Source organism: Stenotrophomonas sp. 704A1 (assembly GCF_030549525.1).
GTDB lineage: Bacteria > Pseudomonadota > Gammaproteobacteria > Xanthomonadales > Xanthomonadaceae > Stenotrophomonas > Stenotrophomonas tuberculopleuritidis.
The window spans coordinates 1,366,403-1,387,396 of the sequence record NZ_CP130831.1; the positions used below are offsets into that span (position 1 = coordinate 1,366,403).

Genomic DNA, 20,994 nt, shown 5'->3' on the forward strand with positions numbered 1-20,994 from the left:
CCGATGTCAATACGAATCGAATGCAATTGCGATTGAATGCTATTTGACACCGGTGGCGCTGTCGAGTCCCCCATTCGGGGGGGGCGGCGCCGGCAGCTTGCGTACCACCGTCTGCGCCGCGGTCAGCACCTGGCCTGCCGCGTCCCGCGGCTGCATGTAGGGAAGCGCTGCCGCACTGCCGCGTTCGACCAGCGTGGAATGGGCTTCATCGGCAGCGAAGCGGTGGCGTTCTCCCCACTGGCGCAGCGCCACCAGCAGCGGGAACAGCGCCTGCCCGGCGGGAGTCAGCACGTACTCCTGGTAGGCCGAACCGTCCGAAGCAGGGCGCAAGGCCAGGATGCCGGCCTCGAGCAGTCGCCGCAGCCGGTCGCTGAGGATGTTGCGTGCGGCGCCGAGGCTGCGCTGGAAATCGCTGAAGCGGGTGATGCCGTCGAAGGCATCGCGGATGACCAGCAGGGCCCAGCGGTCGCCGAGCAGATCGGCGCTGCGGGCCACCGGGCAGGGACTCTGGGTGTGCATGGCAGGTGTCCGGTGATGTGGTTGCAGTTTAAAACCACCAACGGTAGGCTTGCATCAAGTTTCAAATTGCAACCATATTCATGCCGCCCTCCCTGCTGTCGCGGCCCATCCTGGGCCTGCTTGCTGTCGCCGCCGGTGCCAGCGTCGCCAACGTCTACTACGCGCAACCGCTGCTGGAGCGGTTGGCACAGGCCTTTGCGCTGGACCGCGCGGTGGCCGGCACGATCGTGGCCGCCACCCAGGCCGGCAGCGTGCTGGCGTTGCTGGCACTGCTGCCGCTTGCCGACCGCGGTGATCGCCGTCGGCTGCTGCGCGTGCAGTGGGCGGCGCTGGTGGTGGCGCTGGTGTGGCTGGCCGCTGCGCGCTCGGCGGCGTGGCTGTTGTCGGGCATGCTGCTGGCCGGACTGCTCGGCACCGCGCTCACCCAGGGCCTGATCGCCTATACGGCCGCGTTGGCGCCAGCCGAGCAGCGCGGGCGCGTGGTCGGCACCGTGCAGGGCGGGGTGTTCATCGGCCTGCTGCTGGCGCGGGTGCTGTCGGGCGCGGTGGCGGCGCTGGCCGGCTGGCGCGCGGTCTACCTGGTGTCGGCGGCGCTGATGATCGGCCTCGCCCTGCTGCTGTGGCGGCACCTGCCGCCGGTGCCGGTACCCGCAGTGCCGCCGTCGTGGCGCGTACTGCTGGCGTCGATGGCCGGGATGCTGCGCCGCGACCGCACGCTGCGCGAACGCGGCCCCCTGGCGCTGTTGCTGTTCGCCGGCCTCAACGTGTTCTGGGCGGCCGTACCGCTGCCGCTGTCGGCACCGCCGCTGCACTGGTCGACGGCGGCCATCGGTGCGCTGGGGCTGGCCGGCGTGGTCGGTGCGCTGCTGGCCGCGCGGGTCGGGCACTGGATGGACCGTGGCCACGCGCACCGGGTGAGCCTCGGCGCGCTGCTGCTGATGCTGGCGGCGTGGTGGCCGCTGCTCGGCCTGCCGCACTCGTTGGCGCTGTTGCTGCTGGGGGTGGTGGTGCTCGATCTCGGTGGGCAGGCGCTGCATGTATCCAACCAGGCCCTGCTGCTGCGTGCCCCGGCCGCACAGCACGGGCGCCTGGTCGCGCTGTACATGCTGTTCTATGCGGTGGGCAGTGGGGTGGGCGCGGCTGCCGGCAGCTGGACGCAGGCGCGGCATGGCTGGCCGGCGGTGTGCCTGCTGGGCGCCGGCATCGCGTTGCTGGCGGTGCTGTGGTGGGCCGGGTGGCGCCTGCCTGTGCAGAACGCACGGGCCGATGCCGGCAGCGTCCAGCACCGGTAGCGTCTGTCAGTGGACTGCGTTGCAGGGCGACCCGCCCAGTCGCGCCGTCGCCGCACGGTCAGCGCTGCAGCGCCCGCCGCCCGGGCGCCTCCTGCAGGTTGTCGTCGGCAACCACCACGCGGTTGCGCCCGCAGCGCTTGGCCGCGTACATCGCCGCATCGGCGCGTGCCATCAGCCGCTCGTAGTCCGGGTGCCCATCGTGGCCGGCGACGCCGATGCTGGCCGTCAGCCCCAGCACCTGGCCGTTGGGCAGCGCCAGCGGCGACTGCGCGATCTGCCGGCGCAGGCTCTCGGCGATCACCGCCGCCTGCGACTCGCTTGCCGCCACCAGCACCACCACGAACTCCTCGCCACCGTAGCGGAACAGGTAGTCGCTGCCACGGGTCTGCTGGCCCAGCAGTGCGGCCACATGCTGCAGTGCGCGGTCGCCGGCGTCGTGGCCGTGGCCATCGTTGATCGCCTTGAAGTGGTCCAGGTCGAGCAGCAGCAGTGAGAACGGCGTGCGGTTGCGCGTGGACAGTTCAATCTCGCGGCGCAGCACGGTTGGCAGGAAGCGGCGATTGAGCAGGTTGGTCAAGGCATCGCTGCCGGCGTCGAGTTCGCCGATGCGCTCGAACAACAGGGTCATCAGGTTGCGGATCGTCGCCAGGTCTTCGCGGATCGCCGGCAGTACCGCCAGCCGCGTCGCCGGGCCGTCGGCGGTGACCCGCTGCAGGCAGCTGTCGATGCGTGCGACCAGGCGGCCGACCGCGTGGGTTTCCGTGCTTTCACCGAAGCTGGGAATGCCCTTGTGGGTGAACCACAGGCCGAATTCCGATGTGGCCAGGCTGGCGTTGTCGCCGCCCTCGCCGTGTCCTGCCAGGGTGTACAGCAGGGTGTTTTCCCAATCCAGCAGCAGGGCGCGCTGGCGTTCGCGTTCGGTGCTGACGTTCTGCACCAGCGAGAACAGCCGGTACGCCGCATCGGTGCGCGAGGAGCGCTCGCGTGCATGCGTATAGGCCAGGGTCATGCCTTCCATGGCGATGTCCATGATCGCGCTGAGGCAGTCGATGGCCGCGAATGCGACGTCGCTGTCGCTCGCATCGGCGCGCAGGCGCACGTACAGCTCGTGCTTGAGTACGCGCGCACCGCGGGTCACCAGATCCACCGGAATACCCACCCGCGCGTGCACATCACCGATGACCCGTTGTGCGGCGACGGTGGCGGCGACGCCGGCCGCATCGGTGGTCAGCAGCTGCACCAGCCAGCGTTGCATGGCCGGCTGCAGGCGCTGCTTGACCTGTTCGTGGGACAGGAAGCGGCGCGCGCGCGCGTCCTGCAGCAGTACCTCGTAGAAGCGCTGGGCCAGCGCCGGTGGCGCGTCGGCGGCGGCCGCATGCAGCAGCGCGGTGGCGGCAGGGCCAGCATCCAGCAGGCAGTTCTGCCAGGCCTCGGCCAGCGGCTGGCTGGCGTCATCCAGTTGGGGAGTTTCCACGTCGATCTCTGGCGGCAGGCAACAGACCCGGGGTATCGGCCCCGGCTGTCACCGGTTGATGGCAGGTGAGCCGGTCAGTTTAAGCGCGATGCAGCCTTGGACGGTGCGCAGAGCACAGTCCGACCGCTGCCGCAATGCGTTGACGCATTTGAGAATCAATCGCATTGATGGGACAATGGCCGCACGGATCGACCTGCGGGCCCTGTGCAGCGGTGGTCCGCCTCCCCCTGTCGCTGCCTCAAGCCCTTTGCCAGAGGCCCCGTTGCCCTGTCAGAAGGTTTTCGATCATGTCCTCTTCCGTTGTTGTTCCGCCGCGCGCCCGTCCGCTGGCGCTCGCCGTTGCCGCTCTGCTGGCGACCAGCGCGTTGTCCGCCCGGGCGGAAACCGATGCCACCGATATCGACACCGTGCATGTCACCGCTTCGGAGATCGCGCGGCAGGCGCTGGGCACGTCGACCATCACCGCCGAGGACATCGCCAAGCGGCCGCCGGCCAACGACATCGCCGAGCTGCTGCGCACCATGCCCGGCGTCAACCTGACCGGCAACAGTGCGTCGGGCCAGTATGGCAACAACCGACAGATCGACCTGCGCGGCATGGGCCCGGAAAACACCCTGATCCTGGTCGACGGCAAGCGCATCGGTGCACGTGATGCGGTGCGCATGGGCCGCAGCGGCGAGCGCAATACCCGTGGCGACACCAACTGGGTGCCGGCCGAGATGATCGAGCGGATCGAAGTGCTGCGCGGCCCGGCCGCGGCGCGCTATGGCTCCGGTGCCTCCGGCGGTGTGGTCAACATCATCACCAAGCGCCCGACCGGTGACCTGACCGGCGCGATGGATCTGTACGGCCTGGTCCCCGAGCACAGCGCCGAAGGCGGCAGCGAGCGCGTGGGGCTGCAGCTGAGCGGTCCGCTGACCGAGACGCTGTCGTTCCGCCTGTATGGCAATCTCAACCGGACCGACGCCGATTCGCTGGACCTCAACCGCCAGTACGCCACCGCTCCGAACGCGGTACCGCCGGCCGGTCGCGAAGGGGTCAAGAACCGCGACGTCAATGCGCTGCTGCGCTGGGATGTGACTGCCGACCAGGTCGTTGAAGTCGAAGCGGGCACCAGCCGCCAGGGCAACATCTATGCCGGCGACCGCGCCGTCAGCACCACCGGTACGTCCACGCCGGTGGATCTGGCTGCGCTGGCCGACGAGCAGGCGGAGACCAACCGCATGTACCGCACCACCGGCGCGATCACCCACCGCGGCCGCTGGGGCGATGTCAGCTCGCGGGTCACCGCCGCGGTGGAGGCGGTCAACAACTCGCGCATCAACGAAGGCCTGGCCGGTGGCCCGGAGGGCAGCTTCAACGGGACCGATTGGTCGACCTCGCGCCTGCGCAACTACCAGCTGGATGGCGAGGTGAGCTTCCCGACCACGATCGGCGGTGCCGAGAACGTGTGGACGCTGGGCTTCGAGTACCTGGACAGCCGCCTGACCGACCCGTATTCGATGAGCCAGTCCAGCAGCAGCGGTGGCGGCATCCCCGGCCTGTCGGCCGACCGCGCGCGCGGCAAGGCCGATGCGCAGACCACCGCGGTGTTCGTGGAAGACAACATCTACTTGGGTGAGCGCTGGATCGTCACCCCCGGGCTGCGCTTCGATCACCACAGCCAGTTCGGCAACAACACCAGTCCCAGCCTCAACGCGCAGTTCCGCATCAACGGCGACTGGGTGGTCAAGGGCGGCATTGCCCGCGCGTTCAAGGCGCCGAACCTGTACCAGTCCAACCCGGACTATCTGTACTACACCCGCGGCAACGGCTGTCCGAACGCGCTGCCGAGCCTGGGCGCCGGCTGCTACATGCGCGGCAATGCCGACCTGAAGGCCGAGACCAGCCTCAACAAGGAACTGGGCATCGAGTGGGCGCCGCAGAGTGGCTGGCAGGCCTCGTTGACCTATTTCCACAACGACTACAAGGACAAGATCCAGGCCGGCTATGAGCAGATCGGCCTGACCGCCGACACCCGGGGCCGCATCTTCCGCTGGGAGAACGCGCCCAAGGCCATCGTGCAGGGGCTTGAGGGCAACCTGGTGATCCCGCTGCTGGGCGAGCAGGGCGACCGCCTGAAGTGGAGCAACAACTTCACCTACATGGTGGAGAACGAGAACAAGACCACCGGCCAGCCGCTGTCGGTGATCCCCAAGTACACCATCAACACCATGCTCGACTGGCAGGCCACCGAGCAGCTGTCGTTGCTGCTGACCGGTACCTTCTACGGCAAGCAGGAGCCGGCCACGACCAACATCAACAATGACCCGCGCTGCACCGGCAGCTGCGACGCCGCCACGGTGCTGCAGACCCGCGGTGCGTACAACATCTGGGGCGTGAGCGCGCGCTACAGGGTGACCGACACCGTCAGCGTGGGCTTCGGTGTCAACAACCTGGCCGACAAGCGCCTGTTCCGCGAGGCCAACAGCAGCGATGCCGGCGCAGCGACCTACAACGAACCTGGCCGCGCCTACTGGGCCAGCCTGCGCTTCGGTTTCTGAGCGCACGCAGGGCCCGATCCGCTGCGCTTGCCGGCGATGGCCTGGCGCGACCTCCCACGGTAGCGCCGGGCCATGCCCGGCGTAGGCTGGCGCAGGTCAATGCATGGCGCCATGCGTCGCGGTAGCGCCGGGCCATGCCCGGCGGCCTCGGCGGGTCGCGGAGCCTGCAATGTTATAAACACCGTGATAGTTTCCCCACGCCCGCCAGCGTAGCCTGCCTCCCATCGCAAAGGAGCTGTTGCCATGGGCCACGACCACGATCACCTGCCATCCGAGATCCGCCACGAGAAACCGCTGTGGTGGGCGCTCGGCCTGACCTCCACGTTCCTGGTCGTCGAAGTGGTGGGCGCGTTCTGGACCAACAGCCTGGCGCTGCTGTCCGATGCCGCGCACATGGCCACCGACGCGCTGGCCCTGATGATCGCCCTCATCGCGGTGCGCTTGAGCCGGCGCCCGCCCGATGCGCGCCGCACCTACGGCTATGCACGCCTGGAAGCACTGGGGGCGATGATCAACGGTGCGATGCTGTTCGTGGTCGCCGGCTACATCCTGTGGGAGGCGATCGGCCGCTTCCGCCAGCCGCAGGAGATCGCCTCCACCGGCATGCTGGTCATTGCTGCGGTGGGCCTGGTCATCAATCTGATTTCGATGCGGCTGCTGCAGGCCGGCAGCGGCGAGAGCCTCAACGTCAAGGGCGCCTACCTGGAAGTGTGGGCCGACATGCTCGGTTCGGTGGCGGTGATCGCCGGTGCGCTGCTGATCCGGTGGACCGGCTGGAAGCCGATCGATCCGATCCTGGCGGTGCTGATCGGCCTGTGGGTGCTGCCGCGCACCTATGTGCTGATGCGCGAAGCCATCAATGTGCTGCTGGAAGGCGTGCCCAAGGGCATGGATGTGGCGCGGGTGCGTGAAAGCCTGTCCGGCCATGCGGCGGTGCTGGATGTACACGACCTGCACGTGTGGGCGCTGGCCTCCAGCACGCCGGCACTGACCGCGCACATCGTCATGCGCGATGGCACCGATGCCGATGCGCTGCGCCGCGAGCTGGGTGGACGCCTGCACGATGGCTTCGGCATCGAGCACGTGACCCTGCAGATCGAAGCGGACCACTGCGGAGAAGCCTGTGGCGGACCGGTGCCGGCCACGGGCGGCGGGCACCAAGGCCATGAAGGCCACGACCACGGCGAAGACGCGCAGGGCCATCGCGGCCACGTGCATCGTTGATGGGCATGGACGACCGCGCCGGGTGATGCCCGCTGCGGTCACCGGTCCCGGCGCGAGGCCAACCGGTCCGCCAGCCGGGTCGGCTCCGGCAGCCGATAGCCGCGCAGCGTGCGCTGCACCCAATGCAGCGCGGTATCGGCGCTGACCCGGTGGCCACCGGCCACGAACAGTGGCTTGCAGCGCACCTTGCTGCGCAGCACCCAGCCCAGCTGCTCGTCACCGTCCATCAGCGGGGTATGCGCGCCGGCGTCGGCGGCCGGCTCGACAAAGCAGCCCACCAGTTTCGACTTGGCCACACCGATGCTCGGCAGGTCGGTCACCACGCCCAGGTGGGCTGCGATGCCGAGCCGGCGCGGATGGCTGATGCCATGGCCATCGACGAACACCAGGTCCGGCGTGCGCGGCAGCAATGACAGCGCGGCCAGCAATGCCGGCAGTTCGCGGAAACTGAGCAGGCCGGGGATGTAGGGCATCACCGTGGGGATGCGGGCGATTTCCTGCGCCACCGGCTGCAGGGTCTGCGCGTCAAGCAGGACCGCCGCAGCGCGGGTGATCGCGCCGTCCTCCTCGAACCCGACATCCAGCCCGGCCAGCCAGCGCACCGGGTCGGGCAGCCGGTCCTGCCGCTGCACGCGGGTGGCCAGCTGCTTCTGCTGTTCGCGGGCGGCACTGACGCTGCCTTCCCAGCGCCCGGGGTCGATCAGTGTATTCATCGGCTACAGGATGGCATCCACACCGCCACGGCGCGGTGAGCGGGCGCCGGGGCTACAATGGCGCCCTGCCTTTCCTCGCGTTGGAGACCCTGCAGTGACCCGTAAACTCGTACTGTTGCGCCATGGCCAGAGCCAGTGGAACCTGGACAACCGTTTCACTGGCTGGGTCGATGTCGACCTGACCGAGCAGGGGCGCCGGGAAGCGGCCGCCGCCGGCCGCCTGATGCGCGAGGAAGGCCTGCAGTTCGACGTCGCCCACACCTCGGTGCTCAAGCGCGCCATCCACACCCTGCAGGGGGCGCTGGCCGAGCTGGAGCAGGACTGGCTGCCGGTGAACAAGTCCTGGCGCCTCAACGAGCGCCACTACGGCGGGCTGCAGGGCCTGGACAAGGCCGAGACCGCCGCCAAGCACGGCGAGGACCAGGTCAAGGTATGGCGCCGTTCGTACGACATCCCGCCGCCGGCCATGGACCTGGAAGATCCGGGCCACCCGATCCACGACCGTCGTTACGCCGGCCTGGACCGCAACGCGCTGCCGGGCACCGAATCGCTGGCGACCACGCTGGATCGCGTGCTGCCGTACTGGCACGACGCCATCGCGCCGCAGCTGAAGGACGGCAAGACCGTGCTGGTCACCGCCCACGGCAATTCGCTGCGCGCGCTGTACAAGTACCTCAACAACGTGTCGCGCGAGGAAATCCTCGAGCTGAACATCCCGACCGGCATCCCGCTGCTGTTCGAGTTGAATGACGACCTGACGGTGAAATCGTTCCGCTACCTGGGCGACCCGGAAGCGGCGCGCAAGGCCGCTGAAGCCGTGGCCAACCAGGGCAAGGCGAAATAACAACGAAGGGCCGGCGCAAGCCGGCCTTTCCTTTTGTAGCGTCGAGCCATGCTCGACTGCTCTCTGTCCCGGGTTCATGACCACTGCGGCAAGAGACCAACAGCAGTCGAGCACGGCTCGACTCTACAGAAGCGGTGCCCTGTGACCTTTGGCGGTCCCTGCCGTGGGCCTGCCCGGCTACCCTGTGAGATTACCCGCAGGAGCGCCTCATGAACTTCCGCAACCTGGCCCCGCTGGGCCTGACCATCGCCATCGCTGCCTCGCTGGCCGCCTGTGGCAAGAATGAAACCGCGCCGGCCGCCAGTGCCGATGCCAAGCCGGCCTTCGACCAGTCGCAGATCAAGACCGCGCTGATCAGCCTCAACAGCGCCGATCTGGATCCGGCCATTTCGGCCTGTACCGACCTCAATGGCTTCGTCAACAGCAAGTGGCTGAAGGCCAACCCGGTGCCGGGTGACCAGACCACCTGGGGCAGCTTCGAGATCCTGCGCGAGCGCTCGCTGGAAGTGCAGCACGCACTGGTGCAGCAGGCTGCCGCCAGCCAGGCCAAGGCCGGCTCGGTGGAAGCCAAGATCGGTGACATCTGGAAGACCGGCAACGACGAAGCGAAGATCGAGGCCGCCGGCCTGGCGCCGCTGCAGCCGACGCTGGACAAGATCAGCGCGCTGAACGACACCGCCGCCATCACCCAGTACCTGCGCGACAGCCAGGCGCAGGGCCAGGGCGTGCTGTTCTCGCTGTTTGCCAATGCCGATTACAAGGATTCGGCCAACGTCATCGCCTACGTCGGCCAGGGCGGCCTCGGCCTGCCGGAGAAGGGTTACTACTTCGACGAGGCGCAGGCCAGGATCCGCGACGCCTACGTGGCCTACATCGCCCAGGTGCTGACCCTGTCCGGCGTGGACGCTGCACAGGCGGCCGAGCAGGCCAAGGCCGTGATGGCCTTCGAAACCCGCCTGGCCAAGGCGTCGATGTCGCGCATCGAAATGCGTGATCCGGCCAAGCGCTACAACCCGCTCAGCGCCGCCGACGCCGACAGGCTGACCCCGAATTTCAGCTGGACCGCGCTGTTCGACACCCTGAAGGTGCCGGCCGCGCAGAAGTTCTCGCTGGCCCAGCCGGGCTTCTTCGGTGAAATGGACAAGATGCTCGCCGATGTGCCGGCCAGCACCTGGCAGGCCTACCTGCGCTTCCACACCATCGACGACGCCTCGCCGTACCTGAGCAGCCCGTTCGAGAAGGCCAGCTTCGATTTCTACGGCACCACCCTGCGTGGCCAGCAGGAAATGCAGCCGCGCTGGAAGCGCGTGCTGGAGTCGGTGAACGGTGGCATGGGTGAAGCGCTCGGCCAGCTGTATGTCGATGCCGTGTTCCCGGCCGAGTCGAAGGTCGCCATGCAGCACCTGGTGGAAAACCTGTCGGTGGCGCTGAAGGCACGTCTGGAACAGCTGCCGTGGATGGGCGAGGAAACCAAAAAGAAGGCGCTGGAGAAGTGGGCCAGCTTCACCCCGAAGATCGGTTACCCGGACAAGTGGCGTGACTGGGCGGGCCTGCAGACCAACGGCGACAGCTACCTGGGCAACATGCAGGCGGCGCGTGCGTTCAACTACCGCTACATGCTGGACAAGATCGGCAAGCCGGTGGACAAGACCGAGTGGGGCATGACCCCGCAGACGGTCAATGCGTACTACAACGCCACCAAGAACGAAATCGTGTTCCCGGCGGCGATCCTGCAGGCGCCGTTCTTCGACGCCAAGGCCGATCCGGCGCTGAACTACGGCGGCATCGGTGCGGTCATCGGCCACGAGATGATGCACGGCTACGACGACTCGGGCAGCCAGTTCGCCGCCAACGGCAACTTCGACAACTGGTGGACCGACAGCGACCGCAAGGCCTTCACCGAACGCACCGACCAGCTGGTGGCGCAGTTCGACGGCTACGAGTCGGTGCCGGGCGTGTTCGTGAAGGGCAAGCTGACTCTGGGCGAGAACATCGGCGACCTCGGCGGCCTGACCGTGGCCTACGACGCACTGCAGATGGCGCTGAAGGAAGACCCGAAGGCGAATGTCGAGGTGGATGGCCACAGCCAGGACCAGCGCTTCTTCATGAACTGGGCCACGGTATGGCGCCGCAACTTCACCGACGGCGAGCTGCGCGTGCGCCTGAACACCGATCCGCACGCACCGGCCAACTTCCGTGCCAACGGTGCGCCGTCGAACATGCCGTCGTTCGCCGCGGCGTTCCAGTGCAAGGCCGGCGACGCGATGGTGCGTGCCGACGACAAGCGCGTGGTGATCTGGTAACCGATCGCCGCAGATGGGTGATGCGAAAGGCCCGGCGAACGCCGGGCCTTTTTTCTGTCCGCGCGGTGGTGCCCGGCCATGCCCGGCGGATCTCAGGCCAGCGCCGGTTCGCGCCTGAGCATGCTGTGGAAGCGGCCCAGCACGTAGGGATCGATCAGTCCGCCGGCCTGTTCCTGCAGGATCCGCACCACCGTTTCATGTTCCATCGCCGCGCGGTACGGGCGCGCGCTGGTCATGGCATCGTAGGCATCGGCAATGGTGACGATGCGCGCGCCCAGCGGAATGGCCTCGCCCTGCAGGCCATCGGGATAGCCACTGCCGTCGAAGGCTTCGTGGTGGGCACGGATCAGCCGTGCGACCGGCGTGGCGTCGCTGCGACCGGTGGCCAGGAAGATATGCTCGCCGCGCACCGGATGTTCGCGCATGATCGCGCGCTCTTCCTCGGTGTGCCGGCGTGGGCTCAACAGCACCTCGTCGGGAATGCCGATCTTGCCGATGTCATGGAAGCGGGCCGCCAGGCCGATCTGCGCACAGGCAGCTTCGTCCTGATCGCAATGGCTGGCCAGGCATCGCGCCAGCAGGCCGACACGGTCGCAATGGTGGCGGGTATAGGCATCACGCATCTGCAGTGTCATCGACAGGGCGTCGATCAGGCAGGCCTGCGCATGCAGAAGATCGGGAGGTCTGGAATGGGGCATCGGAACGGGCGGCGCGGACAATCAGCGCTTGAACGGAAAGGCCCGCGACAGCGGGCCGGGGCAGGGCGGCGCATAGGGTACCCGCAACTGCGCGCTGCGCAGTGCGTGCACTGCGTCGCGTGGGGTCGTGCGTTCAGCCGCCGCGGCCGTGCCGGCGCCGCGGCCACGCATGCGACGCCTGCCGCCCGCGGCAAACAGGCATCGCAACCACCGGTCAGCGCACGGCCAGGGTCAGCAGCAGGGCGCGGGCGGCGTTGAAGCGATCCTCGGGCAGCGGCAGCGGGTGCTTGATGCGCAGCTTGTCCGGCCCGTCCATGGCGTACAGGTTCGGCTGCTTCTGGATCAGCTGGATCACCGCCATCGGGTCGATGTTCGGCTTGGACTCGAACACGATGCGGCCGCCGTTCTCGCCCAGGTCCAGCTTGCGGATGCCCAGCGTGTTGGCCTGCAGCTTCAGTTCGGCGATGGCGAACAGATGCTTGGCGGCGTCGGGCAGCAGGCCGAAGCGGTCGATCATCTCCACCTGCAGCTCGCGCAGCGCATCACTGTCACGCGCGCTGGAAATGCGCTTGTACAGGGTCAGGCGGGTATGCACGTCGGGCAGGTAGTCTTCCGGAATCAAGGCCGGGACGTGCAGCTCGACCTCGGCGCCGCGCACTTCCTCGCCGGCATCCAGGTCAGGCAGCTTGCCCTGCTTGATGCTGCGCACCGCGCGCTCCAGCAGTTCGGTGTACAGGCTGAAGCCCACCTCGGCCATCTGCCCGCTCTGGTCCTCGCCGAGCAGTTCACCGGCACCGCGGATCTCCAGATCGTGCGTGGCCAGGGTGAAGCCGGCACCCAGTTCGTCCATCGAAGCGATCGCTTCCAGGCGCTTTTCCGCATCCGGGGTGATCGAACGCCGGTCCGGCGCGACCAGGTAGGCGTAGGCGCGGTGGTGCGAACGGCCGACACGGCCGCGCAGCTGGTGCAGCTGGGCCAGGCCGAAGCGGTCGGCGCGGTTGATGATGATGGTGTTGGCGTTGGGGATGTCGATGCCCGATTCGATGATCGTGGTCGACAGCAGCACGTTGAAGCGCTGCTTCTGGAAGTCCAGCATCACCTTTTCCAGTTCGCGCTCGGGCATCTGCCCGTGCGCCACGCCGATGCGCGCCTCGGGCACCAGCTCGGACAGTTCGCGCTGCATGCGGCCGATGCTTTCCACGTCGTTGTGCAGGAAATACAGCTGGCCACCGCGTGCCAGCTCGCGCTGGAAGGCTTCGCGCAGCAGCGCGTTGTCCCACTGGGTGATGAAGGTCTGCACCGCCAGCCGGTTCGGTGGCGGCGTGGCGATGATCGACAGGTCGCGCAGGCCGGCCATGGCCATGTTGAGCGTGCGCGGGATCGGCGTGGCGGTCAGGGTCAGCAGGTGCACGTTGGCGCGCAGCGCTTTCAGCGCCTCCTTCTGGCGTACGCCGAAACGCTGCTCCTCGTCGACGATGACCATGCCCAGGTCCTTGAACTTCACGTCCGGCTGCAGCAGGCGATGGGTACCGACGATGACGTCGATGGTGCCCGCAGCCACCTTCTCCAGCTCGGCCTTGATCTCCTTGGTGCTCTTGAACCGCGACAGTACCTCGACCTTCATCGGGTAGTCGGCGAAGCGGTCGCGGAAATTGCGGTAGTGCTGTTCGGCCAGCAGCGTGGTCGGCACCAGCACGGCCACCTGCTTGCCGGCACTGGCGGCGGCGAACGCCGCGCGCACGGCCACTTCGGTCTTGCCGAAGCCGACGTCACCGCAGACCACCCGGTCCATCGGCTGGCTGCTGGCCAGGTCGCGCAGGGTGGCCTCGATCGCGGCCAGCTGGTCCGGGGTCTCCTCGAACGGGAAGCCGGCGGCGAACGGCTCGTACATGGCGCGGTCCACCTGCAGCGCCAGACCGGCACGTGCCTGGCGGCGGGCCTGGATCTCCAGCAGTTCGGCGGCCACGTCGCGTACCTTTTCGGCAGCCTTGCGCTTGGCCTTGCTCCACTGCTCGCCCCCCAGTGAATGCAGCGGCGCGGTTTCGGCCGAGGCGCCGGAGTAGCGGCTGATCAGGTGCAGCTGGGCGACCGGCACATACAGGCGGTCACCCTTGGCATATTCGATTTCGAGGAACTCGCCGGGCATGCCGCCGACGTCCATCGCGATCAGCCCACGGTAGCGGCCGACGCCATGGTCCTCATGCACGATCGGCGCGCCTTCGGTCAGCTCGCCGAGGTCGCGGATGATCGCTTCGGGTTCGCGTCCGGCACGGCGCGTGCGGCGGGTGCTGCCGGCGCGTTCGGGGAACAGCTGGCGCTCGGTCAGCACCGCAATATGCGGAGTGTCCAGCGCGAAGCCATCTTCCAGCGGCGCCACGGCGATCGCGAAGCGCGCATCGCTGGCCAGGAACGCCGGCAGGTCGGCCACCACCGGCGGCTTCAGCTCGGCGGCCTGCAGCACTTCCAGCAGCGCCTCACGGCGGCCGGGTGAATCGGCCGCGATCAGCACCCGGCCGGGGTAGTGGCCGAGGAAGGATTTCAGTGCGTCGCCGGCGGGCGCTTCGCGCGCGGCCACCGGCAACGGCGGCAGCGGCTGGTCGCCCAGCGCGTGCGCATCGGCGATGCGCGCATGGTCGGCGCCCCAGACTTCGATGCGCGGCGCGTCGTTCAGGCGTTCGCGCAGCAGGTCCGGCGACAGGTACAGCGCCGACGGCGGCAGCAGCGGCCGTTCCACATCGTGGCGGCGCTGTTCATAGCGTTCGCCGGTCTGCGCCCAGAACGTATCGGCGGCTTCGGCGGCCCCACTGCAGACCACGGTCAGGCTGCCTTCGGGCAGGTAGTCGAACAGGGTCGCGGTGCGTTCGAAGAACAACGGCAGGTAGTACTCGATGCCGGCCGGTGCCAGGCCCGATTTCAGGTCCTGGTACAGCGAACTGCGCCGGGTATCGACATCGAAGCGCTCACGCAGGGTGGCCAGCACGCGGGCGATGCTGGCCTCGTCCATCGGCACTTCGCGGCCGGGCAGCATGTGGACCGCCTCGACCCTGTCCAGCGAGCGCTGGGTTTCCGGATCGAACGCACGGATCGAATCGATGTCCTCGTCCAGCAGCTCGACCCGCAGCGGCTCCTCGGCGCCCATCGGGTAGACGTCGAGCAGGCCGCCGCGCACCGCGAAGTCGCCCGGATCCATCACCTGCGGCACGTTGCGGTAACCGGCGCTTTCAAGCCGGCGCTTCTCCGCTTCCAGGTCCAGCCGCTGCCCGACCTTCAGGTCGAAGCTGCCACCGATCACGTAGCTGCGGGGCGCCAGCTGCTGCAGCAGCGTCTGCACCGGCACCACCACCAGACCGCGCTTCAGCGTGGGCAGGCGGTGCAGGGCCGACAGGCGCTGCGAGATGATGTCCGGGTGCGGGCTGAAGCGGTCGTAGGGCAGCGTTTCCCAATCGGGGAAGGCCACCACCGGCAGGCTGGGGTCAGCGCCGAGCAGGGTGTGCAGATCGGCTTCGAGCTGGTTGGCGCCGTGGTTGTCACGCGCGGCCACCAGCAGCGGGGCGTCGTGCGCGCGCGCGGCCTGGGCCAGGTACCAGGCCAGGGCGGTCGGCGATGCGGGGGCGCGCCACCAGGCGCGAAGCTGGCCGGCACGAGGCAGCGGCGGGGCGGGGTATGAGGTACGCGACATGGACCGCCGATCTTAACAGATGCCCTTGTCGTGACCGTGTGCGTAAGGTCGCGGTAGCGCCGGGCCATGCCCGGCGAACGTCGCGGTTGGGTCGGCACGCCGGGCAGGGCCCGGCGCTACCTCAGTTGTCCAGCTCCAGCACCATCCGCACCAGGCCTTCGGCACCGTTGGGGTGCGGCACCGGCTTGAAGCCCAGCGAGGCGGCCAGCTGCTTCATCGGCTCGTTCTCGGCGGCCACGTCGCCATACAGGCGATCGAGGTACTTGCCACGGCCCCACTTGACCAGCTTGCGCATCAGCTGCCGGCCCAGGCCCTGGCCGATCAGGAAGCGGCTGATCAGGATCGCGTACTCGGCTTCGCGGGTACCGGGGATGATCGAGGCGCGGGCGACCGCACCGACCACGGCTTCACCGGCCGGCAGCGACTCGGCGGCGACCAGGGTGATTTCGGTCTTGGGATTGGGGTGGGTCAGGCGCTGGGTCGTCTCCGGCGACAGCTCGGTGACCGCCTGCAGGAAACGATCACGGATTTCTTCCGGCCCGAACAGGCTGAACGCGGCCTGCAGCGGCGCGCCGTCTTCCGGGCGGATGGGGCGGATCAGCAGCTCGTGGCCGCTGGGAGCCTTGAAGATCTCATGCCAGGGCGGCATGCGGTTGCGAGTGGCCATACCGGGTGATTCCTTGGTGGTCCATCGATTGTGGCATCACCGGGGCTGCATTCCGTGAACGAAAGGCTCACGGCGGTACAGCCTCGTGAAGGCCGTTATTCGGGCGCTTTGAGCCAATCCAGGCGGGTGCTGGCACCGGGTTCACCCAGGTGCTGGCGCAGGGCCGGCAGGGCCGGGCCGACCACCCGGTCGAACTGCCAGGGCGCGTTGAGCACCAGCATGCCGCTGCCGTTGAGGCGCAGGGGCGAGTCGTCCGGACGCACCAGGAACTCGATGGTCAGCGCGGACTTCACCGGCAGCGCGGTGGCCTTGCGCAGGAAGTGCAGGATGGTGCGCCGCTGCTTGATCGGGAACCAGACTGCACAGGTCGCCTGCGGCCAGCGCGCCAGGGTCTCGGCGAGGGCGGCCAGGATCGCCTGGTACTCGGCATCCTGCGCCTCATACGGCGGGTCGATCAGGACCAGGCCGCGGCCGATCTTGCTGCCATTGGCCTTGGGCGGCAGCAGCGAACGCAGCAGTGCATAACCGTTGCCCGGGTGCACGCCCACCCGGCTGTCGTGGGCGAACAGCGTCTTCAACGCGCCCGCTTCGTCTTCCTGCAGCTCGCAGACCGCCATGCGGTCCTGTGCGCGCATGGCCTGGGCGGTCAGCAGCGGCGAGCCCGGGTAGGTGATCATCGCGCCCACCGGATTGTCGGCCTGCACCGCTTTGAGGTAGCGCTCGACCACCTCCGGCAGCTTCGGCTGGGCCATCAGCCGCATGACCCCCGACTCGGCCTCCAGCGTCTTGCGGCTCTCTTCGCTGGCCAGCAGGTAGCGGCCGGCACCGCCGTGGGTGTCGAGCACGAAGAACGGGCTGTCCTTGCGCTTGAAGCTGTCGATCAGGGCCAACTGCACGATGTGCTTGAGGACATCGGCGTGGTTGCCGGCGTGGAAGGCGTGGCGATAGTTCATGGGCGGCAGTGTACGGGGCGGCGGCCGCAGCGGCTATGCTGCGGCCCATGACAGCCCCTGTTTCCCACATCCTGGTGGTCGAGGACGAAGCCGCCATCGCCGAGACCGTTCTCTATGCCCTGCGCAGCGAGGGCTATGCCGCCAGCCATTGCCTGCTGGGTGGGCAGGCCGTGCAGCAGGTGCAGGCCGGACCGGTGGACCTGGTGGTGCTCGATGTCGGCCTGCCCGATCTCAGTGGTTTCGAGGTGTGCCGGCGGTTGCGGGCGTTGCCGGGAGCAGCCGCGCAGGTGCCGGTGATCTTCCTGACCGCCCGCAACGACGAACTGGACCGCGTGCTGGGCCTGGAACTGGGCGCCGACGACTACATGGCCAAGCCGTTCTCGCCGCGCGAACTGGTGGCGCGGGTGCGCGCCCGCCTGCGGCGCGCGGTACCGGTGCCCGCTGCCGATGCCGGCTGGCAGGAACACGGCGCCTTCGCCATCGACCGCGCCGGCCACCGCATCCGCTACCAGGGCCAGGCGCTGGACCTGACCCGCTATGAGTACGCACTGCTGGAAGCACTGCTGCAGCGGCCCGGCGCGATCCTCAGCCGCGCCCAGCTGATGGACCGCGGCTGGGACAGCAGCGCCGACAGTGCCGACCGCACCGTCGATACCCACGTCAAGACACTGCGGGCCAAGCTGCGGGCGGCCGGCGCCAGCGGCGATCCGATTCGTACCCACCGTGGCCTGGGCTACGCGCTGGAGGCCTGACCCATGCGGCTGGTGGTGAAACTGTTCCTGGGCTTCTTCCTGATCGTGGGCATCGCCGCGTTCTTCGTGATGCGGGTGTTCGTCAACGAAGTGAAGCCCGGTGTACGCCAGGCGATGGAGTCGACCCTGGTGGACGCCGCCAACGTGCTGGCGGAAATGGCCGCCGCCGACGTCAAGGCCGGCACGATCGGCTCAGGCAGCTTCACCCGCAACCTGGCCAAGGCGCGGCAGCGTGACCTCAAGGCGATGGTCTGGCGCTTCCCCAAGCGGTCGCTGGACTACCGGGTGACGATCACCGATGCCCGCGGCATCGTCATCTACGATTCGCTCGGTCGCGACGTCGGTCGTGACAATTCGCGCTGGAACGATGTCTACCGCACGCTGCGTGGCGAGTACGGTGCGCGTTCCAGTCCGGAAACTCCCGGCGATGACGGCAATACCGTGATGCACGTGGCCGCACCGGTGTACGACCCGGCCGATGGGCGCACGCTCATCGGCGTGCTCAGCCTGGCCCAGCCGAACCGCAGCATCGATCCCTTCATCGCGGCCAGCCAGCGGGCCATCATCGAACGCGGTGCCTGGCTGATCGGCCTGTCCGCGCTGGTGGGGGTGCTGGTGACGATGTGGTTGACCCACGGCCTGGGCCAGCTCAGCCGATACGCCCGCGCGGTCAGCGCCGGCGAACCGGTACCGCCGCCGAAGCGTCGCAATGACGAGATCGGTGATCTGGGCCAGGCGCTGGAGACGATGCGCCGCAAGCTGGAAGGCAAGGCCTACGTCGAGCAGTACGTGCAATCGCTCACCCACGAGATGAAGAGCCCGCTGGCCGCCATCCGCGGTGCCGCCGAACTGCTGCAGGAGCCGATGCCGGACGCCGACCGCGCGCATTTCGCGCGCAGCATCGTCGATCAGCAGGAACGCCTGACCGAGACCATCGACAAGCTGCTGGCCCTGGCTGAAGTGGAGCAGCATGGCTGGCTGCAGACCCGCGATCCGATCGCGCTGCCGGTACTGCTGCAGGAGGCGGCCAGCGCCGCGCAGGTCCGGGCACAGGCAGCGGCTGTCCGCCTGGTGGTCGGTGAAGTGCCAGCGGTGCGCGTGCAGGGCGATGCGTACCTGCTGCGCCAGGCGCTGCACAACCTGATCGACAACGCAGTGGCGTTCTCGCCTGTGGGCGCGCAGATCGAACTGGACGCCCAGCCGGACGGGCAGGGAGTGCGCCTGCAGGTCGCCGACCGGGGCGCCGGCATCCCCGAGTACGCCCGCGAACGCGTGTTCGAACGCTTCTATTCGCTGGCCCGGCCGGGCACCGGGCGACGCAGCTCCGGATTGGGGCTGCCGTTCGTGCAGGAGGTGGCCCGCCTGCATGATGGCCGTGCCAGCCTGCAGCCGCGCGCGGACGGCGGCACGCTGGCCAGCCTGTGGCTGCCGTTGGCAGGACCCGGCCAGCGTCCGCGGCGCTGACTTCACACTCGCTTCAAATTCGCCACAAACCCCGCACACCGCCGGCGTCCATCCTGCAGTCCTCTCCAACGAGGATGGAAGATGAAATCCCTGAAGATGCTGCTGCGGTTCGCCATAGTCGGCGGCCTGATCCTGCTGTTGCTGGTGCCGTTGTTCCTGATCCGCGGCGTCATCACCGAGCGCAGCGCCTACCGTGAAGCGGCGTATGAGCGCGTGGCGGAAAGCCGCGCCGGCACCCAGCGGGTGGTAGGGCCGGTGCGCGTGGTGCCGTGGACCCGCAACGAGCGGGTGGAGGCCGTGGACGCGCAGGGCAACAAGACGGTGGAGGTGCGCGCCACCCAGGGCTACTGGGTGCAGCCGCCGGCGACCCTGCGGGTCAATGGCGAACTGCTGCCGAGCCAGCGTTCGGTGGGCCTGTTCAAGGTGCCGGTGTACAGCTGGAACGGCCAGATCCAGGCAACGTTCGCGCAGGAGGACTACCCGGACCGCGCTGGCATGGTCTACGGCGAGGCCTACATCGCGCTGGGTGTTTCCGATGCCCGTGGCCTGGTCGGAACCCCGGACCTGCGGGTGGACGGCCAGCAGGTGAAGCTGCTGCCGGGCGTGGGCAGCGCCTCCGCGCTGGGGCGCGGGCTGCATGCCCCGGTCGCCGGCATCGAACCGGGCGGCGGTACGCTGGCGGCCAGCCGCGTGGAGCTGACGCTGCAGCTGGATGGCAGCCGCTCGCTGTCGGTGGTGCCGGTGGGCGATGACAACCAGATCGCGCTGCGCTCCAGCTGGCCGCATCCGTCTTTTGCCGGTGCCTTCCTGCCGAACGAGCGTCGCGTCGATGCCCAGGGTTTCGACGCGCACTGGGCGGTGTCTTCGCTGGCCTCCGATGCGCAGCAGCGGCTGTACGACAACGAGGACCTGGATGCGCAGGCGGTTCAGGTCTCGCTGGTCGATCCGGTGGACACCTATACCCAGGCCGACCGGGCATCCAAGTACGGCGTCCTGTTCGTGGTGCTGACCTTCGTCGGCTTCATCCTGTTCGAACTGATCAAGTCGCTGCGCATCCACCCGCTGCAGTACCTGATGGTGGGCCTGGCGTTGGCGATCTTCTTCCTGCTGCTGATCAGCCTGTCCGAGCACATCGCCTTCTGGCTGGCCTACCTGGTTTCGGCGCTGGCCTGCATCAGCCTGCAGGCGGTGTACCTGGCCAATGTGCTGGGGCACTGGAAGCGCGGGCTGGGCTTCGCGGCGATGCTGACGGTGCTGTATGGCGCGCTGTATGGCCTGCTGGTGTCTGAGAACAACGCACTGCTGATGGGGTCGCTGCTGCTGTTCGTGATCCTGGCGCTGGCGATGTGGGTGACCCGCCGCGTTGACTGGTATGCACTGGCCGAACAGAAATAAGGAGCACGCCATGGGCTGGCGACAGGGATTGCAGCAACGGGCACGGCAGGGCATTCCGGCGCTGCTGGAAGTGGATGCGCTGCTGCAGGCCCACGGAGTGCTGGCAGCCTTGCCGGGGGCGCGGATCGCGCCCGGCCTGGTCCGCTTCACGCTGGCCGTCGAGACCTGCAGCGGATTGCAGCGGTGGGGGCTGGAGTGGCTGCAGGGCGCACGGCACGGACGCGGCGCGCTGGCAGGCAAGGTGCCGCACTACCGGCCATGGAAGGCCGGCGCGGCGGCATTGTCGGACATCGGCATCGATGGCCTGCCGCAGGATTGGCCGGCGCACGCGGCAGTGTTCGGCTGCAGCAGCGTGGACCGGCGGCACTGGTTGCTGCTGCTGCCGGAGCGGGCGCAGCTGTGGCTGGGGTGGAGCTGCTGATCGCAGGCGGTGCATCCCCGCGTGGCGAGGATGCACTGCTGCCCATGACCGAT

The 20,994-nt window shown here is 68.5% G+C and carries 16 protein-coding genes; 9 read left to right on the forward strand and 7 right to left on the reverse strand.

Annotated features, from left to right (window positions below; genetic code table 11):
- Positions 1-39: 39 nt before the first annotated feature.
- Complete coding sequence (locus Q5Z10_RS06350; RefSeq protein WP_303638408.1) at positions 40-519, reverse strand: winged helix-turn-helix transcriptional regulator; 480 nt, start codon at positions 517-519, stop codon at positions 40-42.
- Positions 520-599: 80 nt separating this feature from the next.
- Here Q5Z10_RS06350 and Q5Z10_RS06355 point away from each other — a divergent pair, with 80 nt between their 5' ends.
- Positions 600-1,811, forward strand: a complete 1,212-nt coding sequence (locus Q5Z10_RS06355; RefSeq protein ID WP_303638409.1) for an MFS transporter — start codon at positions 600-602, stop codon at positions 1,809-1,811.
- A gap of 58 nt (positions 1,812-1,869) precedes the next feature.
- On the opposite strand, the gene Q5Z10_RS06360 is transcribed toward Q5Z10_RS06355, so the two are convergent.
- Positions 1,870-3,285: a GGDEF domain-containing protein gene (locus Q5Z10_RS06360; RefSeq protein ID WP_303638410.1), complete on the reverse strand. Its 1,416-nt coding sequence runs from the start codon at positions 3,283-3,285 to the stop codon at positions 1,870-1,872.
- A 287-nt stretch (positions 3,286-3,572) separates the two neighbouring features.
- Here Q5Z10_RS06360 and Q5Z10_RS06365 point away from each other — a divergent pair, with 287 nt between their 5' ends.
- Positions 3,573-5,828, forward strand: a complete 2,256-nt coding sequence (locus tag Q5Z10_RS06365; protein WP_303638411.1) for a TonB-dependent siderophore receptor — start codon at positions 3,573-3,575, stop codon at positions 5,826-5,828.
- 243 nt (positions 5,829-6,071) lie between these two features.
- Complete coding sequence (locus Q5Z10_RS06370; protein WP_303638412.1) at positions 6,072-7,052, forward strand: cation diffusion facilitator family transporter; 981 nt, start codon at positions 6,072-6,074, stop codon at positions 7,050-7,052.
- Between the two features lie 38 nt (positions 7,053-7,090).
- Here the strand turns inward: Q5Z10_RS06370 and nfi are convergent, their stop codons facing one another.
- Positions 7,091-7,765 carry a deoxyribonuclease V gene (gene nfi / locus Q5Z10_RS06375; protein WP_303638413.1) on the reverse strand — a complete coding sequence of 225 codons (675 nt, stop codon included), beginning with the start codon at positions 7,763-7,765 and terminating at the stop codon, positions 7,091-7,093.
- Positions 7,766-7,859: 94 nt separating this feature from the next.
- Here nfi and gpmA point away from each other — a divergent pair, with 94 nt between their 5' ends.
- Positions 7,860-8,609, forward strand: a complete 750-nt coding sequence (gpmA, locus tag Q5Z10_RS06380; RefSeq protein WP_004150217.1) for a 2,3-diphosphoglycerate-dependent phosphoglycerate mutase — start codon at positions 7,860-7,862, stop codon at positions 8,607-8,609.
- Positions 8,610-8,818: 209 nt separating this feature from the next.
- Positions 8,819-10,912 carry a M13 family metallopeptidase gene (locus Q5Z10_RS06385; RefSeq protein WP_303638414.1) on the forward strand — a complete coding sequence of 698 codons (2,094 nt, stop codon included), beginning with the start codon at positions 8,819-8,821 and terminating at the stop codon, positions 10,910-10,912.
- 92 nt (positions 10,913-11,004) lie between these two features.
- Here Q5Z10_RS06385 and Q5Z10_RS06390 read toward each other — a convergent pair whose 3' ends face one another.
- The 4 genes from Q5Z10_RS06390 to Q5Z10_RS06405 form a co-directional block, all read right to left on the reverse strand.
- Positions 11,005-11,610, reverse strand: coding sequence for an HD-GYP domain-containing protein (locus Q5Z10_RS06390; protein ID WP_303638415.1), 606 nt, complete (start codon positions 11,608-11,610; stop codon positions 11,005-11,007).
- Positions 11,611-11,824: 214 nt separating this feature from the next.
- A complete protein-coding gene (mfd, locus tag Q5Z10_RS06395) occupies positions 11,825-15,289 on the reverse strand; it encodes a transcription-repair coupling factor (protein WP_303638416.1) in 3,465 nt (1,154 codons plus the stop codon).
- 121 nt (positions 15,290-15,410) lie between these two features.
- The gene (locus Q5Z10_RS06400; protein ID WP_019659177.1) at positions 15,411-15,956 is read right to left on the reverse strand and encodes a GNAT family N-acetyltransferase; all 546 of its coding nucleotides are present in this window, start codon (positions 15,954-15,956) and stop codon (positions 15,411-15,413) included.
- A 95-nt stretch (positions 15,957-16,051) separates the two neighbouring features.
- Positions 16,052-16,909, reverse strand: a complete 858-nt coding sequence (locus tag Q5Z10_RS06405) for a 23S rRNA (adenine(2030)-N(6))-methyltransferase RlmJ (RefSeq protein WP_303638417.1) — start codon at positions 16,907-16,909, stop codon at positions 16,052-16,054.
- A 35-nt stretch (positions 16,910-16,944) separates the two neighbouring features.
- Here Q5Z10_RS06405 and creB point away from each other — a divergent pair, with 35 nt between their 5' ends.
- The 4 genes from creB to Q5Z10_RS06425 all read left to right on the forward strand — a co-directional run bounded on the left by creB (position 16,945) and on the right by Q5Z10_RS06425 (position 20,941).
- Positions 16,945-17,661: a two-component system response regulator CreB gene (creB, locus tag Q5Z10_RS06410; protein WP_303638418.1), complete on the forward strand. Its 717-nt coding sequence runs from the start codon at positions 16,945-16,947 to the stop codon at positions 17,659-17,661.
- 3 nt (positions 17,662-17,664) lie between these two features.
- Positions 17,665-19,125 (forward strand): two-component system sensor histidine kinase CreC, encoded by a 1,461-nt coding sequence (gene creC, locus Q5Z10_RS06415; RefSeq protein ID WP_303638419.1) that lies wholly within the window; start codon positions 17,665-17,667, stop codon positions 19,123-19,125.
- Between the two features lie 81 nt (positions 19,126-19,206).
- Entirely contained in the window at positions 19,207-20,520 is a 1,314-nt protein-coding gene (gene creD, locus Q5Z10_RS06420; protein ID WP_303638420.1) for a cell envelope integrity protein CreD, read from the forward strand.
- Between the two features lie 10 nt (positions 20,521-20,530).
- Positions 20,531-20,941: a hypothetical protein gene (locus Q5Z10_RS06425; RefSeq protein WP_303638421.1), complete on the forward strand. Its 411-nt coding sequence runs from the start codon at positions 20,531-20,533 to the stop codon at positions 20,939-20,941.
- The last annotated feature ends 53 nt before the right edge of the window (positions 20,942-20,994 follow it).